Annotated in this window: 14 protein-coding genes; 4 read left to right on the top strand and 10 right to left on the bottom strand. The window is 60.2% G+C overall.

Features of this window, described 5'->3' with window-relative positions:
* Positions 1–65: 65 nt before the first annotated feature.
* Complete coding sequence (gene crp, locus ADG881_RS06275; RefSeq protein WP_007151459.1) at positions 66–695, bottom strand: cAMP-activated global transcriptional regulator CRP; 630 nt, start codon at positions 693–695, stop codon at positions 66–68.
* A 325-nt stretch (positions 696–1020) separates the two neighbouring features.
* Between crp and ADG881_RS06270 the strand changes: the two genes are divergently transcribed.
* Both ADG881_RS06270 and speD read left to right on the top strand, forming a co-directional pair.
* Positions 1021–1437, top strand: a complete 417-nt coding sequence (locus tag ADG881_RS06270; protein ID WP_011589301.1) for an OsmC family protein — start codon at positions 1021–1023, stop codon at positions 1435–1437.
* A gap of 148 nt (positions 1438–1585) precedes the next feature.
* Positions 1586–2392 carry an adenosylmethionine decarboxylase gene (gene speD / locus ADG881_RS06265; RefSeq protein ID WP_369699525.1) on the top strand — a complete coding sequence of 269 codons (807 nt, stop codon included), beginning with the start codon at positions 1586–1588 and terminating at the stop codon, positions 2390–2392.
* Positions 2393–2557: 165 nt separating this feature from the next.
* Here speD and coq7 read toward each other — a convergent pair whose 3' ends face one another.
* A complete protein-coding gene (gene coq7 / locus ADG881_RS06260; protein ID WP_007148522.1) occupies positions 2558–3217 on the bottom strand; it encodes a 2-polyprenyl-3-methyl-6-methoxy-1,4-benzoquinone monooxygenase in 660 nt (219 codons plus the stop codon).
* A 173-nt stretch (positions 3218–3390) separates the two neighbouring features.
* Here coq7 and ADG881_RS06255 point away from each other — a divergent pair, with 173 nt between their 5' ends.
* Together ADG881_RS06255 and ADG881_RS06250 are read left to right on the top strand one after the other, a co-directional pair.
* On the top strand, positions 3391–4872 hold the full coding sequence (locus tag ADG881_RS06255) for an AAA family ATPase (protein ID WP_007149888.1): 1482 nt from the start codon (positions 3391–3393) through the stop codon (positions 4870–4872).
* A complete protein-coding gene (locus ADG881_RS06250; RefSeq protein ID WP_039926335.1) occupies positions 4859–5890 on the top strand; it encodes an AraC family transcriptional regulator in 1032 nt (343 codons plus the stop codon). The genes ADG881_RS06255 and ADG881_RS06250 overlap by 14 nt, the downstream gene beginning before the upstream one ends.
* Here ADG881_RS06250 and ADG881_RS06245 read toward each other — a convergent pair.
* The 8 genes from ADG881_RS06245 to prmA form a co-directional block, all read right to left on the bottom strand.
* Complete coding sequence (locus ADG881_RS06245) at positions 5829–8609, bottom strand: hybrid sensor histidine kinase/response regulator (RefSeq protein WP_232211696.1); 2781 nt, start codon at positions 8607–8609, stop codon at positions 5829–5831. The two genes, ADG881_RS06250 and ADG881_RS06245, sit on opposite strands and share 62 nt — an antisense overlap.
* Entirely contained in the window at positions 8587–9654 is a 1068-nt protein-coding gene (locus ADG881_RS06240) for a cyclic nucleotide-binding domain-containing protein (protein WP_039926332.1), read from the bottom strand. The genes ADG881_RS06245 and ADG881_RS06240 overlap by 23 nt, the downstream gene beginning before the upstream one ends.
* Positions 9655–9724: 70 nt before the next feature.
* Entirely contained in the window at positions 9725–11011 is a 1287-nt protein-coding gene (gene purD / locus ADG881_RS06235; protein WP_039927260.1) for a phosphoribosylamine--glycine ligase, read from the bottom strand.
* Positions 11012–11135: 124 nt separating this feature from the next.
* Positions 11136–12704 (bottom strand): bifunctional phosphoribosylaminoimidazolecarboxamide formyltransferase/IMP cyclohydrolase, encoded by a 1569-nt coding sequence (purH, locus tag ADG881_RS06230; RefSeq protein ID WP_007151583.1) that lies wholly within the window; start codon positions 12702–12704, stop codon positions 11136–11138.
* 165 nt (positions 12705–12869) lie between these two features.
* On the bottom strand, positions 12870–13154 hold the full coding sequence (fis, locus tag ADG881_RS06225) for a DNA-binding transcriptional regulator Fis (RefSeq protein ID WP_007148571.1): 285 nt from the start codon (positions 13152–13154) through the stop codon (positions 12870–12872).
* 44 nt (positions 13155–13198) lie between these two features.
* The gene (gene dusB, locus ADG881_RS06220) at positions 13199–14239 is read right to left on the bottom strand and encodes a tRNA dihydrouridine synthase DusB (RefSeq protein WP_007149207.1); all 1041 of its coding nucleotides are present in this window, start codon (positions 14237–14239) and stop codon (positions 13199–13201) included.
* A gap of 138 nt (positions 14240–14377) precedes the next feature.
* The gene (locus ADG881_RS06215) at positions 14378–15580 is read right to left on the bottom strand and encodes a DUF3426 domain-containing protein (protein ID WP_007150123.1); all 1203 of its coding nucleotides are present in this window, start codon (positions 15578–15580) and stop codon (positions 14378–14380) included.
* A gap of 168 nt (positions 15581–15748) precedes the next feature.
* Positions 15749–16630 carry a 50S ribosomal protein L11 methyltransferase gene (prmA, locus tag ADG881_RS06210; RefSeq protein WP_039926331.1) on the bottom strand — a complete coding sequence of 294 codons (882 nt, stop codon included), beginning with the start codon at positions 16628–16630 and terminating at the stop codon, positions 15749–15751.
* Positions 16631–16707: the final 77 nt, after the last annotated feature.

The raw sequence follows: 16707 nt of genomic DNA, 5'->3' as shown, positions 1-16707 counted from the left end.
TTTCAGTATCTGATGGTGTTCGACGCGCAGCTATTAACTATTCATTATTAACGGTTAACTGCTTTTTACCGCGTCCCGTAAACCACCATGGTCTTGCCTTTCACGGATACCAGACCCTGCTCCTCCAGGTTCTTGAGTACCCGGCCCACCATTTCCCGGGAACAGCCGACAATGCGGCCGATTTCCTGGCGGGTGACCTTAATCTGCATGCCATCCGGGTGCGTCATGGCATCGGGTTGCTTGCACAGGTCCAGCAGGGTGCCTGCGACACGGCCTGTCACATCCAGGAACGCCAGGTCCCCCACCTTGCGGGTGGTGGCGCGAAGGCGGCCAGCGATCTGGGCGGATACCGTGAACAGGATGTCGGCGTCTTCGCGGGCCAGCTGCCGGAATTTGGCATAGCTCACCTCCGCGACTTCGCACTCGCTCTTGGCTTTTACCCAGGCGGAGCGAGAGGGGTCGTTTTCAAACAGCCCCATTTCACCGAAGAAATCCCCTTCATTGAGATACGCCATGATCATCTCGCGACCATCGTCGTCTTCGATCATGACCGTCACAGAGCCTTTCAGGATGTAATACAGCGCATCCGATTCATCGCCGGCATAGATGATCGTGCTTTTCGCCGGGTATTTGCGGCGGTGGCAATGGGCCAGGAAGTGGTCCAGATTTGGAATAATTTTGTTGCCGTCAGTCATGGGCGCTCAGTCTTGAAGCCAGAAAAATGTCTTAGCCAATAAGCGTATGGATATTGCCTGTTTTTATGAGTTATGCCAAGGGAACTGGCTCTCACTCTCGATTTTCACAGGGCAGGCGGTAGCTAAACCCGGATTAAGTAACGGGTTTTCGGCCAAATACGCCGATTTTCCGGGTTGGTGATATATCGGTAAATTATTCCCGTCGACCTACCCTGAAAGGGGTGGCGCAGACCCCGTGCTATGGTACTCTGCGCCCCCTTCCGGGGTGGGCGCAATCAGGCGTTCGGCCTGCGTTTGAGATGGGGTGACAGACCAGGAGATCACCATGAAAGCAGTGGTTAAGTGGCAGGGCGAAGCCTGCTATGAAGCGGAAACAGAAAGCGGCCACAAGGTGCTGATGGATGGCCCGCCGGATCACGGTGGCCAGAACCGTGGGCCGCGCCCCATGGAAACCCTGTTACTGGGCGTGGGCGGCTGTTCCTCCTTTGATGTGATCCATATTCTCAAGAAATCCCGCCAGGACGTGACCGATTGCCGCTGCGAGCTGACCGCAGAGCGGGCCGATGAAGTACCGGCGGTGTTCAGTAAGATCCACCTGCACTTTATTGTCAGCGGCAACAGCCTCAAGGAAGCCCATGTGAAACGGGCGGTTGAGCTGTCGGCAGAGAAATACTGCTCTGCCAGCATTATGCTGACACGCGGTGGTGTCGAGATCACCCATAGTTATACCATTGAAGGCTGAGGTGCCCGGCGGGCGCCTCGGTAACGCAATATGCCGGCCTGGCCGGTGATTCGCGGCGTCCTTCGGGATGTTGCAAACAAGGTAGCCGCACGGGGTGCGGTGGTGTGTTTGTCTTAACGTGGCGATGAAACGCCCATGGGGTACGGCTGTGGTGAAAGATCCCAATCCCAAGATTACGGTTCACGGTTTCAACAACCTGACCAAATCCTTGAGCTTCAATATTTTCGATATTGCTTACGCGAAGACCGAGCAGCATCGTCAGGAATATATCGAATATATTGACGAGCTGTATAACGCGGAGCGTCTCACCGAGATTCTCACCAACGTGACCAAGATCATTGGCGCCAACATCCTGAATGTGGCCCGCCAGGATTACGATCCGCAGGGTGCCAGCGTCACCATGTTGATCGCCGAGCACGAAACCCCGCCGGATGGGTCCGACTGGGATGAAGAGGCGCCGGGTCCGTTGCCGGAGACGGTGGTCGCTCACCTGGACAAGAGTCACGTGACGGTGCATACCTACCCGGAGTCCCATCCGGATAACGGTATTTCCACGTTCCGCGTGGATGTGGATGTTTCCACCTGCGGCGTGATTTCCCCGCTGCGCGCGTTGAACTACCTGATCCACAGTTTCGATTCCGATATCGTTACTGTGGACTATCGGGTGCGTGGCATGACCCGGGACCTGGATGGCACCAAGCATTTTATTGATCACGATATCAATTCCATCCAGAACTTCCTGACGGAAGACACCCAGAACGCCTATCAGATGATCGACGTGAATGTGTATCAGGAAAACATCTTCCACACCAAGATGCTGCTGAAAGACTTCGATATCGATAACTATCTGTTTGGTGCCGGCAGCGACGAGTTCGAGCAGGAAGAGCTGGACCAGATCGAAGAGCGTTTGCGCACGGAGATGCTGGAGATTTTCTACAGCCGAAACCTTGGTTGAGAAGCGATTAATAGTTAATAATGAATAATTAATAGCTGCGCGGGGAAGTTTCGTGCTGCTTTTAAAGCCAAGAGGCCGCGCCCAGAGTATGGACGCGGCCTCTTGCGTTTGGGGTAGGGAAACCCGGGTTCGCGACGTTATTAATTATTAACTTTCATTATTAATTCAAATTCTGTAGGTCGTGAACGTCATCACCTTGCTCATCAGCGTCATGGCGTGGCGCACGGGGGGAGGCAGGTCGGCGCCGCCGGCGTCTTTGGCGGTGACGGCATGTTTGAGCTCGTCGGTCTTCATCTGCTCAAGAATGGCGCGGGTGCGCAGGTCGCTTTCCGGTATCTGATAGAGATGGGATTCCAGGTGTTTGACCACCTGATTTTCCGTTTCCGTCACAAAGCCCAGGCTCCAGCGGTCGCCGATCAGGCCGGCGGTGGCTCCCACCGCATAGCTCATGGCGTAGAACAGCGGATTAAGTTTGCTGGGCACGCCGCCCAGTTCCTGAATGCGCTCCTCACACCAGGCCAGATGGTCTTCCTCTTCCCGGGCGGACTCTTCCATGGCGTGGCGAATATGCGGCAGGCTGGCGGTGCTTGCCTGCCCTTGATACAGCGCCTGGGCGCACACTTCACCGGTATGGTTAATGCGCATTAACCCCAGCACATGGCGGCGCTTGTCGCTGGGCAGGCTGCCGGCGTCCGGGGCATCGGGTGCCGGGGAGGCATGGGCAGGAGTCCGCTCCGCCTGGATGGTGCCCGGGGTAAGGGTACGCAGGGCGTTGTCAGCACGGGCGAGTAGTTTGTCCAGAGGCGATAGTCGGCGTTGAGTCATGGCAAAGGATCGCTGGCGGGCAAGCGGGCAACAGGCTTGCCGAGTGAAAAGTAAGGGGCTCTTAGTGTAGCCTAAGAACGCTTTAATTGAATCACCCTCGATTCTGCCAAACATACTAACAAGGAAACTGTCGCCCCGCGTGAAGCCTGCTGCGTGCGGCGTGTTGCTTAGCCATGAGTGATCTTAACGACCTGAAAATGCTGCTCGAATCCCGCTACCCCATTGTGGTGATTGAAACCTGGGAGGAGCTGCGGGCGCTGGATCTGATTCGCCGTCTGGGGATGCGAGAGGGGCGGCCGGTATTCGGCTGGAATGCGGTGGATGGCCTGCGCAGGCTGGAGCTGGAAGAGAGTCCCAGCCAGAAACACACCATCGAGCCGGATGCCATGCTGGGGCAGATTCGCGGCACCAATGAGCCGGGGATCTATGCGTTGTGCGATCTGCATCCTTATCTGGATGGAGAGCCGAAGCATGTGCGCTTGCTCAAGGAAATCGCCCTGCACCATGAGCGCTTGCATCACACCCTGGTGTTGATCAGCCATGAGTTAACCATTCCAGCGGAACTGCGCCGTTATTGCACCCGGTTCAGCTTGTCCATGCCCGATGAAAAACAGCTGGAACACATCGTTCAGGATGAGGCGCGCCGTTTCAAGAAAGAGCGGGGCGAACGGGTGCGCGCGGACCGGGCATCGCTGGACCGGCTGGTGCGCAACCTGCGTGGCTTGAGCGTGGAAGATGCCCGCAAGCTGGCCCGTGGGGCGATTATCCACGATGGCGCCATCACCGAGGCGGACCTGCCGGAGGTGAACAAGGCCAAGTTTGCGTTGATGGAAATGGATGGCGTACTGAGCTACGAATACGACACTGACAGCTTCGCGAATGTGGGCGGGTTGCAGGGTCTGAAAGACTGGCTGGGCAAGCGTGAAAGTGCCTTCCATGGAAATCAGGGTGAAGGTATCGACTCGCCCCGTGGGGTGATGCTGGTGGGCGTGCAGGGCGGCGGTAAAAGCCTGGCGGCCAAATCGGTGGCCGGGCTTTGGGGGCTGCCGTTGCTGCGCCTGGATATGGGCGCTATCTACAACAAATTCTTCGGGGAATCCGAGCGCAATGTGCGCGAGGCGTTGGCCATGGCGGAAACCATGTCGCCTTGTGTGCTGTGGATCGATGAAATCGAGAAAGGGATTGCGGTGGGCGATAACGATGGTGGTACTTCCCGCCGGGTGCTTGGCACGTTGTTGACCTGGATGGCGGAAAACCGCAGTCAGGTGTTTATGGTGGCCACCGCCAACGATATTGAACGGTTGCCCCCGGAATTGATCCGCAAGGGGCGTCTGGACGAGATCTTCTTTGTGGATTTGCCGTCCAGTGAGGTGCGGGAAGTGATCTTCCGGATCCATCTGGAAAAGCGCGGACAAACCGTATCAGCGTTTGACCTGGCTCGCCTGGCGGAGCACAGCGATGGCTTTACCGGCGCTGAGATAGAGCAGGGAGTGGTGGCCGGGTTGTATAGCGCCGGGGCCGGGGATCAGCCACTGGATCAGGCCTTGCTGGAGGCCGAGCTGGCGGCGACCGTGCCGCTGTCGGTGACCATGGCGGAATCACTGGCGCGGTTACGGCAATGGTGCCAGGGGCGGGCGGTCAGTGCCGGTGCTTGATCCCCGGTTGGCGGGGTCGGACCAGAGCCTGTCTGCTGCTTATGTGGCGGCGGTTTTGCCTGCGCTGCTGGCCCATTATGGCCTGGACGAGGAGGCTATCCTTACGCGGGCGGGGCTGGATGAGCACCAGCTTAAACAGGCGGATCAGTTGCTGCCGCTGGTGGATGTATTGCGCCTGTTTCTGGTGATTCTTGATGCCTGCGGGGATGCGGGCCTGGGGTTCGAGACGGGCAAAAGGGTGAAGCCTCGCTCCTATCAGGTGCTCGGGTATGCGGTGTTAGCCAGCCGGGATCTGGGGCAGGCCATTGATCGGTTGGTACGCTTCGAAAGCCTGTCTGGCAAGTTGGGGCAGACCCGCCTGAGCCACGAAAATGAACAGGTGATCCTGCGTTGGCAATGCCCGCTGACCGGCGAGCCGGCCCGGTTTCTGGTGGAGGCGGCGATTACCGGATGGGTGGCGTTCATGCGCCCGCTATTGCCGGCCGGCCTGGCGCCTCTGGCTGTTTGTTTTCGGCACCCTGCGCCAGTCGAGCCTGAGCGTTACGCGGATTATTTTCAGGCACCGGTACAGTTCTCGGCTGCATTCGATGGTGTGGTGCTGGATGCGAGATTATTGCAGCAGCCATTGAATACGGCAGACCCGGGGCTGGCGGTGATGATGGAGCGCGAGGCGCGGGAATTGCTGGCGGATTTTCAAGGCAGCACCAACCTGGTCAGTGTTGTCAGATCCGAAATCTACCGTCTGTTGACTGAAGGGGAGCCGGGCCTGGAGGCTGTGGCCGCGGAGCTGGGCATGCCATCGCGCACCCTTAGCAGTCGTCTGCTCAGTCGTGGGGTGCGGTTTCAGGATATTGTTGACGGGCTGCGCCAGCGACTGGCTGAGCTGTACCTGCAGGACCCGGCCTTGTCGTTGACGGATATTGCGCTGCTGCTGGGGTTTGCCGAATCCAGTTCGTTCAGTCGCGCTTTTCGTCGTTGGCGATCCATGAGTCCGAATCAGTGGCGTCGGGGCGGGTAAAGCGCACCAGCGTTTCTCGCAGCACATTCAATTCCACCGGCTTGGGCAGGTGGGCGTTCATGCCCGCTGCCAGGCTGCGGTCCTTGTGCTCACGCAGGATATGGGCGGTCAGGGCCACAATGGGCACCGCTGGCAAGGCTTGTTTCTGCTCCTGTGCCCGGATCATCCGGGTGGCCTCAAAGCCATCCATTTCCGGCATTTCGCAATCCATCAGGATCAGGTCGTAGCGCGTGTTGCTGGCCAGTTCCAGCGCTTCCTTGCCGTTGGAGGCGATATCCGCCTTCAGGCCCAATTTGCCCAGCATGCCGCGAATCACCTTCTGGCTCAGGTAATGGTCTTCCGCCACCAGCAGTTTCAGGCCCGGGTCCGGCTGGTGTTGTGGTTTGCTGTGTTCTGGCACCGACGGATGCCCCAGGCCTAATTCTTCTGCCAGTGCCTGGCGCAGCCGCGGCGCGGAGACCGGCTTGGACAGCACACGGTGAATGCCCACGTTGCGGGCCTGGGTGGCGGTGGGTGCATTGTTGATGCCGGTGAGCATGACGAGCACCGTGGGGTGCACGATGACCGGGTCTTCATGGATGCGGGCAGCCAGCTGCATGCCGTCCATGCCGGGCATGTGGTGATCGAGGACAACGATATCGTAAGGCTCGTTGATATTGGCCTGGGTGCGCAGGGACGCAAGGGCCTCGCGTGGATCGTGGCAGGCGGTGACACGCATGCCCCACGAGAGGGCGTGGTGGCGCAATACCCGGGTCACGGTGCTGGAGTCGTCCACCACCAACAGGCTGCGTCCGGAGAGAGCGGTTGTGTCCACGTTGGAGCTTGGCGCGGGGGCATCTTCGGCCGGTAGCGGCACCACGAACCAGTAATGCACCTCCTTGTGATCCTGCAGGGTGCCCATGCGCCCGCCCAGGGCTTCCACCAATTGTTCGGCAATGGCCAGGCTCAGGTGGCTGCTTTCGTTCTGCTTCTGGTTGTCCCGCAAGCGCTTGAGGGTTTCCTCGTTCATGGCGCTGCCGGTGAAACCAAACCGAACGCGGTCGGCCTGCCCGGTGGGTTCCATGGAAACGTCCACCACCATTTCGCCGGGGTGGCCATGGCGAATCAGGGCGCCCGTCAGGTTGGTAAGGATCTGACGCAGGCGGCCGGCATCGCCGACCACCCGGCCCGGCACATTGGTGTGCACATGGGTGATCAGTTCTATCTGCTTTTCTTCTGCCCGTTCCTTGAACAGATCAACGGCTTCCATGACCAGGTCATGAATATCCAGTGCGCTGTGGTTGATGTCGGTGCCGCGGGTGGAGAGCTGCGAGTGCTCCAGGACATCGTTGATGATGCGTAGCAGGTTGTCGCCGGCGTTCTGAATGGCGCCGACGCACTCGCGCTGGTTCGGGGTCAGCGGGGTGTCGGCAAGGATCTCCGCCATGCCGAGGATGCCGCTGAGCGGGGTGCGCACATCATGGCCAATCCGGGACAGGGTTTCCCGGCGTGTGGCATCCACGGTTTCCGCCACGGCCTGGGAACGTTGTTGCTCGATATGCAGGAGTGCCTGGTGGCGATGGCTGACGCGCAGGCCCACCCCCAGGGTGACCGCTTCCAGTGCGGTGGTCGCCAGCAGCCACTGGGGCAGTTCCGCGCTGGTTTGCAGGATCCCCAGGTAGGCCAGGCAAACCAGCAGGGCAGGGCCACTCACCAGCAGGGTGGTCAGGAAAAACAGCCCGCCGCCATTCAGCTCCCGGTGCCAGCTGGTGTAGCCCAGAATCAGCAGGATAAATGCGGCCAGGCTGACGGTGGCAAAGCTGAGGCTGGCGGCCAGGGCAATGGGGAGTGCGAGAGTCAGGGGAATGATGGCGAGCGCGCCCCACTTGAGCATTAGCGTAATGCGGTGCAGAAGGGGGGCCTTGATGGAAAGATCGAAAAAGGAGCGCGCCACCCCGGTGGCAGAAAACAGCGCGATCATCATCATCACGAACAGGGTGCGGGGCTGGACGGTGCTGTTCTCGGTGAGCGACAGGGGAAGATAACCGGCCAGCACCAGGCTGATGACCAGAATGGAGAGAATAAAGCCGCAATGGTAGAAGTAGGTGCTCCCGCCCCGCATGGCGCCGGCGATCAGGTTGTAGATGGCGAGAATCAGCAGGGCACCGGCGAGCAGCATGTACACGGCGTTGGTGTGGCTCTGTTGTGCCACCTGGGCGTTGATGCCGTTCAGGGTCAGGCCGTAAGTGAGATATCCCTGGGGCTGGAGCTGCAAGTAAATCAGCTGTGGTTCACCGGTGGGCAGGTGTAGCCGGTAGCTGGCCTCACGGCCGGGTATGCGTTGCTCCTGGCTCGCCTGGGTGTAATGACCATCGGCGCCGGGCAAGAATACGCGGGCATTGGGGTTGCCTTTGAGGACCAGTGCGTAGTCCTGTTTATTGCTCAGCTCGTTTTGCAGGGCGACGCGTACCCACCAGGCGCCGTCGCGAATCCCCAACCGTTCGACATAACGTGTGGCGGGCTGGAAATGCCCGGTAACAGGGGGTTGGCTGATGGTGCCAATATCCGCGTCGCCGGAGGCGTCACGGTAATATTCGGAATAGATGGTGATGCGTGCCTGGTCGGGCTGGCTATGGACGACGAAGGGCGGCGGGACGTCTGCGAAGACCGCATTGGCGCTGGCGCACAGGGCCAGCACCAGAAGAAAGAATAGAGAGTCAGGCCTGTTCAGCCTCAGCATGGGATTCTTCTTTTGCATCCGTCGGTTTTCCCCGGTCAAGCACATAGGCGTTCAAGCCTGCTTCGGAGAGGATATAGGCTCCAAGCTCACTACGTCGACCGTCACCGCATACCACGTAGAAAAAATCCTTCTCGAGGTTTTGGACTTCACGGCGTAATTCATTGAGCGGCAGGTTGCGAGCACCGGGGGTGCGGTCATGGCGAAATTCCATGGGCAGGCGCACATCCACCAGGATGCAGGCAGTGTCGGCTTCCAGCACCATGGTGTCCAGCTCATCTTCCGTGACGTGGCGAATGACCGAGTCCTGCAGGATCGCCTGAAAGTCATTTTTACCCAGGCACATCAGCACGCCATCGCTGGTCATGGTGATTGTGGCGTTGCGGGGGCTGTCGCTGATCAGGGCGTCTTCGCCGAAAAAACGGCCGGCGGAAAGGGCGGCCAGGGTTTCCTGCTTGGCGCCCTTAACGCGGGTGACCATGGCTTTGCCCTGTTTGATCACGAACAGGGTGTCGCCGTCTTCGCCTTCGGTGACAATGGTTTCGCCGAGCTGGACTTCGCGTTCTTCGAATTTCACGAACAGGCTGTGAATCATGGCCGGGGGCACTGCGGAGAACAGTTCCGAGGAAAGCAGCGCGTCCATCCAGTCCCGCTCATTTTCATCGTCGTCTTCGTCAAGCATGGACTCGGCGGCCTGGGTCCAGGTCATCAGCAGGTCCAGCTTGTTGCGGTCGATGGCGTAGAGCGTGGTCGTTTCGGCGGTAATGGCGTTGATGGTGTGTTCGGCGTAGTTGTCGATGGCCAGGTAGTTTTCATCGTCGTCAGCGGTGAAATGGCGCACCTGAAAACTGGCGTCGGTGAGATCCAGTGAGCCTTCGACCAGAAAGTAGGCCTTGTCGCTGCTTTGACCGCGCTTGAACAGGAGTCGACCGGGGCCGATCTTGATGACTTCGATCTGGCCCTGGATTTCATTGCGATGGGATTCGCTGAGGCAGTCAAAAGGAATGAAATCCTCAAGACGTGACATATCCGCCGTTTGATTCGACATGGCAACCCCCGAAGGTGTGTTGGTGGGTGAGCCGGGTCCGACTCACCTTTAATTCTTAGTTGCCTGTACTTTATGCTTTTTCGCGGGCCACTGCACGGTAGCCGATGTCGGAACGGTATTGGGCGTCGCGCCATGTGATCTGCTTCACACCCTCATAGGCGTTGGCCTGGGCTTCGCCCACGGTGTCGCCGACGCCGGTGACACACAGGACCCGGCCACCACTGGTGACCACTTGGCCGTCTTTTTCGGCGGTGCCCGCGTGGAAGACCTTCACCGTATCGGAATCGGCCTGGTCCAGCCCGTCGATCACGTCACCCTTGTTGTAGCTGTCCGGGTAGCCGCCAGCGGCCATGACCACACCGAGGGTGGGGCGCGGGTCCCACTGGATGTCGGTCTGGTCCAGTTTGCCGTCCAGCGCGGCGAGGCACAGCCCGGCCAGGTCGGATTGCAGACGCATCAGGATCGGCTGGGTTTCCGGGTCGCCGAAGCGGCAGTTGTACTCGATCACCTTGGGGGCGCCCTGCGGGCTGATCATCAGGCCCGCGTACAGGAAGCCGGTGTAGGGCATGCCTTCAGCGGCCATGCCTTCCACGGTGGGGGTGATGACCTCGTCCATGATGCGCTGGTAGACCGCATCGGTGACCACCGGGGCCGGGGAGTAGGCACCCATGCCGCCGGTGTTGGGGCCGGTATCGCCATCGCCGACGCGCTTGTGGTCCTGGCTGGTGGCCATGGGCAGCACATTCTTGCCGTCCACCATGACGATAAAGCTGGCTTCTTCGCCTTCCAGAAACTCTTCCACCACCACCCGGTGACCGGCATCGCCAAACTTGTTGCCGTCGAGCATGTCACGCACGGCGTCTTCGGCTTCCTGCAGGGTCATGGCGACGATCACGCCTTTACCGGCGGCCAGGCCGTCGGCCTTGATGACGATGGGAGCACCCTGCTCACGGACGTAAGTCAGCGCTTCGTCCATGTCTGTGAAGTTGCCGTAGGCACCGGTGGGAATATTCTGGCGGGCCAGAAAGTCCTTGGTGAAGGCCTTGGAGCCTTCCAGCTGCGCGGCCGCCTTGCTGGGGCCAAAGCACTTCAGGCCGTTTTCCTGGAAGGTATCCACCAGCCCTTCCACCAGTGGCGCTTCCGGGCCGACGATGGTCAGGTCGATGCTGTTGTCCTGGGCAAAGGCCAGCAGGGCTGGCTGATCCAGTACATCGATGGCCACGTTTTCCAGCTTGGCTTCGCGGGCGGTACCGGCATTGCCGGGAGCCACGAAAACCGTCTCAACCTGTTCTGCCTGCGCCACTTTCCAAGCCAGCGCATGCTCGCGGCCACCGCCGCCGATGATGAGTACCTTCATGGGGTGATCCATTTGCTATGAATGGTGATTCCTGATCGGTTGTCGCTATTGGCGACGGGCTTGACGTCAGATGCCCGACGCCGGAAGGGGTAGCGTCAGGCGTTGGGCCTCTGGCGTCCAGCGTTTAGTGCCTGAAATGACGCATGCCGGTGAAGACCATGGCCATGCCGGCTTCGTCGGCGGCGGCGATGACTTCTTCGTCGCGGATCGAGCCGCCCGGCTGGATCACGCAGCTGATGCCCACCTTGGCGGCATTGTCGATGCCGTCACGGAAGGGGAAGAAGGCATCGGATGCCATCACCGAGCCTTCCACCTGCAGACCGGCGTGCTCGGCCTTGATGGCGGCGATGCGCGCGGAGTTCACGCGGCTCATCTGGCCGGCGCCCACGCCCACCGTCTGGCGGTTTTTGGCGTAGACGATGGCGTTGGATTTGACGAACTTGGCCACTTTCCAGGCGAAGATCAGGTCGTGCATTTCGGCTTCGGTGGGGGCGCGCTTGGTGACCACTTTCAGCTCGCCTTCGGTGATCATGCCGAGGTCACGGTCCTGCACCAGCAGGCCGCCGTTGACCCGTTTGTAATCCAGGCCGGAAGCCTCTACACCCTCCATTTCACCACATACCAGTACCCGCACATTCTTCTTGGCGGCGGTGATGGCCAGGGCTTCTTCTGTGGCGCTGGGGGCGATAATCACTTCGACAAACTGGCGATCGACGATGGCCTGGGCGGTGGCGGCATCCAGTTTGCGGTTGAAGGCGATGATGCCGCCGAAAGCCGATTCGGTATCGGTGGCGAAGGCCAGATCATAGGCGGTGGTAATGCCATCCAGGCTGACCGCCACACCACAGGGGTTGGCGTGCTTGACGATCACGCAGGCCGGCTTGGTGAAGCCTTTTACGCATTCCAGTGCGGCGTCGGTATCAGCAATGTTGTTGTAGCTTAGTTCCTTGCCCTGCAGCTGTTTCGCGGTGGCGATGGATGCCGGGGCCGGGTTGCGCTCGGTGTAGAAAGCCGCTTTCTGGTGCGGGTTCTCGCCGTAACGCATGTTCTGGGTTTTTTCGAAGTTCAGGTTAATGGTGCGCGGGAAGTCCTGATTGTTCTCGCCAACTTTCTTGCCAAAGTAGTTGGCAATGGCGCTGTCGTAGGCGGCGGTGTGCTCGAACGCCTTGATGGCCAGATCGAAACGCAGGGTGTCGGACAGGGCGCCGTTATGGGCTGCCATGTCGTCGAGTACCCGCTGGTAGTCGCTGGCGTTGGTGACGATGCCCACGCTGGCATTGTTCTTGGCTGCTGAACGCACCATGGTCGGGCCACCGATATCGATGTTCTCGATGGCGTCTTCCAGGGAGCAATCCGGGTTGGCAACGGTGGCTTCGAACGGGTACAGGTTAACCACCACCAGGTCGATGCGGCTGATATCGTTGTCGGCCATGACCTGTTCGTCCTGACCGCGACGGCCAAGGATGCCGCCGTGCACTTTCGGATGCAGGGTTTTCACCCGGCCGGCCATCATTTCCGGGAAACCGGTGTAGTCGGAGACTTCGCGCACGGCGATGCCTTCGTCCTGCAGTTTCTTGTAGGTACCGCCAGTGGAAAGAATTTCCACGCCTTGCCCGGCCAGGGCCTTGGCAAATTCGACGATACCCGTCTTGTCGGAAACACTGATCAGTGCACGTTCAACCGCGTTGCTCATAAGTCACCTTTGGTGATGCTTGCACGTTGCCACGTATCAGGCTGGCACGCGCTGGCGTGCGAACAGGATTGGCGTGGGGCGTGAAGCGTGTTTACGTAAATCGAGTTGACCAAAAACAAAAAAAGGGCAGTAGTGTCTACTGCCCCGGTTCTTCCTGGCCCGCTATTACAGCAGGCCGTACTGCTTGAGTTTCTTGCGCAAGGTGCCGCGGTTCAGGCCCAGCAGCTCGGCGGCTTTGGTCTGGTTGCCACGGGTGTACTCGAGCACTTTCTCAAGCAGGGGGATTTCCATCTCAGCCAGTACCATCGGGTAGAGCTCGCTCACGGCTTCGCCGTCCAGCTGGTTGAAATAATCGTTTAACGAACGTCGCACACAATTGCGCAAGGTATCGTGGGTTTCACTGCGCGCAATAGTGAGATGCGGCTGCTTTCGTGCTTCAGCGGTGTTCATTTCAGTAAGTGTCCGTGCAGCGGCTGTGTTAACTGAAGAAAGGGTCATGCGGCCAGGGCTCCGTTTTTCTTCCGGGCAGACACCTCGCCATAACGACCGAAACGAACCCGGTCGGTAGTGGCGCTGATCTGTTGGAAAAACTGCTCGATTGCCACGCATTGGTCGGTGGCATTTTCCAGTGTGTTAAACCCGCGCCGGAAGTCTTCCCCATCGGGCAGGTTCTGTGTGTACCAGCCCAAGTGCTTGCGTGCGATACGCACCCCCATGAACTCACCATAAAAATGATGCAGTTCGGACAGGTGCTGCTGCACGCAGTCATGGACTTCCGTTACTAACGGCGCTGCGGGCAGCGAGCCGTGCTCGAGGTAATACAGGGTGTCCCGGAAGATCCACGGGTTACCCTGAGCAGCGCGGCCGATCATGATACCACCGGCGCCGGTGGATTCCAGTACCCGTTTAGCTTTTTCCGGGCTATCCACGTCTCCGTTAGCCATTACCGGAATATTCACCGCGTCCACCACCTGTTTGATGGTGGTGTATTCGGCGTCTCCGTTGAACTTGTCGGCGCGGGTGCGCCCGTGAATGGCGAGGGCCTGGATACCGGCGGCTTCGGCGATGCGGGCAATGGCGAGGGCATTGCGCTGATCGCGGTCGGGGCCGGTACGGATTTTCAGGGTGACGGGGACATCCACCGCATTGACCACCGCATCCAGGATGCGGCTGACCAGATCCGGGTCGGCCAGCAGGGCGGAACCTGCGGCGCGTTTGCACACTTTTTTCGCCGGGCAGCCCATATTGATATCAATAATCTGGGCGCCGTGGTCCACGTTGGCGCGGGCCGCTTCTGCCAGCATGGTCGGCTCGCCGCCGGCAATCTGTACAGAAATGGGGCCCGGTTCGCCGCTGTGATCCAGCCGTTGGCGAGACTTTCGAGAGTTCCACAGACGGGTGTCCGAGGTCACCATTTCCGACACCAGCAGGCCGGCTCCCAGGTCCCTGCACAAACGCCGGAAAGGGCGATCCGTGACGCCGGCCATGGGGGCCAGGATCAGGGAGTTGGGCAGGTTGTAGGGTCCGATCTGCATGGCGCCGGGCTTGGGGTGTCTAAAAGGGGAGACAATGATAGAGATCGATGGCCCGGGATGAAAGGGCAGCCTGCCATGAGCTGACGGGCTGCCTATCGATTTCCATTATATGAGGCGAATGAAGTGTATGAGGCGTGCTTAGCGCTGACTGACCTGATCGCGCGGCTGCGGTGCCGGCAACAGGCGCAGGTTGTAGTTCACCGCCTTGTCGCCCGGGTCCACAATTTCCAGCGAGATATGCAGCGGGGTGCGCGTGGGCATGGTTTCCATACCGAGCAGATCCCCTTGCAGGTATTCCTGCGGGGTGAAGCGTCGGCTGGCCACGGGGCCGCCATTGAGGGCGCTGAAGCTCAGTTCCAGTTCCGGGAAGGGCTGGGGGTACTTGGCTTCATTGAACAGGATGGCATCCACGATCAGGGCGTTGGCGTAATTCGGGTGGCTGCGCACCACTAGATTGGCACCGCGCAGCTGGGTGATGTCTGAGCGGCTAGGCAGGTGGCAGCCGAGTACATCACAGGCCTGCTGATACAGGGGGCGCCATTGCGGGCTACGGGCCAGGTCATTGAAATTGAAGAAGGCGTATTGGCCGACCAGCACGACCAGGGCAATAACCGACAGCGAGGTCCACTTGAGCATGCCGCCCCAGTCCCGGCGCTGGCGGAAATGGTTGTCACGTTCGCGCACGGGCTTGCCGATGGGGACGGGCTCTTCGTAAAGGTCGTCGCCAAACAGGTCCAGCCCACCGAACAGGCTGTCATCGTCGTCTTCGGGCTCTGCCGGTCGGGATTGTTTTGGCGCTGGTGTGTCTGTTGTTTTGCGCACTGCCGGCTGCTCAGGGGCTGAGTGGCTGGCGGGAGCGGGCGTGGTTGTTTTGCCCGGGCTGGTTTCGGCGGGGTCGTCGTCTTCCAGCTCCTGCAGCAGGGCTTCGGCCCAGGATTCGTCGGCATTTTCATGGTGGCTGGCCCGGCCGGCGCCATGCATGTCGGCGAAGTCTTCGCCCAGCCCACTAGCGGGGTCGTCCGCATCCAGGTTCATGAACGAGTCGCTTAACTCCATGCCCTGAATGCTCAGGCCATCGGCGTCGGTGCCGTCATCGTCGCCAAACTTCTGCTCGTCCTCGGAAGAGGCTGCGTCACTGTGGGTGCCGTCCAGCGCGCCGGCCCAGCGATCCTGCGGGGCGGCTTGCTGCGGTGCCGGGGGATCAACCAGGTAATCATTGGCCTGGAAGATCTGCAGGCAGGAGCCACACCGTACCGCACCGCGTGCCTGTTTCAGGTGTTCATCGGTAATTTTGAACTGGGCTGCACAGTGGGGGCAGCGGGTCTTGTATTGGGTGGCCATGGCTTTCGCCTGAATTGTTATTGGACGAGATGCAACATGCTGCACGCGACAGGCTTTCACTCAACCCCGGAATCCCTATAGTGCGTGCAGATGGGTCAGGTATGTTTTACAGAAAAACCGGGACAGGCCGCAAGGACCTGTCACTCAGTTTTCCCTGAATCTGTGGATTCAGGTGACGCGGCGCACCCCGTCAATGCGCACCCAGTCACCCTGTTGGGTGGTGGGGGTCAGATCAAACCAGGGGGCATAGGCGGTGCGGACCGATTCCGCCTGCTCCGCCAAAATGCCGGACAGGGCCAGGGTGCCACCGGGCCGACAGTAGCTGGCCAGAAGCCCGGACAGTTCCACCAGCGGGCCGGCCAGGATGTTGGCGACCAGTACGTCGCACTGGTAATCCGCAGGCATCTGCTCCGGCAGGTACAGGGCGAGCGAGTCTGCCACGCCATTATTACGGGCATTGTCTTCGCTGGCGATCAGCGCCTGGGGGTCGATATCTGTGCCGGTGGTCTCACCGGCGCCGAGTAGCAGCGCGGCGATGGCCAGTACCCCGGAGCCGCAGCCGAAATCGAGCACGGTTTTGCCGTGCAGGTCGGCGCCGTCCAGCCATTGCAGGCACAGTGAGGTGGTCTCGTGGGTGCCGGTGCCGAAGGCAAGGCCCGGGTCCAGCTTCAGGTTGACGGCTTGGGGATCTGGCGCCTCGCTCCAGCTGGGAATGATCCACAGACGCTCACCAAATTGCATGGGCGAGAAGTCATCCATCCAGGCCCGCTCCCAGGTCTGGTCTTCCAGGGTTTCGTGGTGGCTGGCTTCTGCATTCAGCCCCTGGGCGGTGAGGGCGGCGAGTATCAGCTCGGGAGTCTGGTCCTGCTCAAACAGGGCACTGACCACGGTGTTCTGCCACAACGGCCGGGTGCCCGGTGGCGGTTCGAACACGGGCTGGTCGGCGCCGTCGGTGAGGGTCACGGCCACGGCGCCGAGGTTTTCCAGTGCAGCCTGAAAGGCATCGGCGTGTTGTTCGGTGGTGGCAAGGTGGAGCTGAAGCCAGGCCATGGACACTCCTGCAAGGCGTTGTGATGTACGGGCGTAAAGTGGCCGCAGTCTAGCGGATTCTGCTGTCCTGCGCTGCC

It is taken from the genome of Alcanivorax sp. DG881 (genome assembly GCF_000155615.1).
Lineage (GTDB): Bacteria > Pseudomonadota > Gammaproteobacteria > Pseudomonadales > Alcanivoracaceae > Alcanivorax.
Note: the sequence above shows the minus strand (reverse complement) of the source record. Positions and strands in the feature narration are given on the sequence as shown.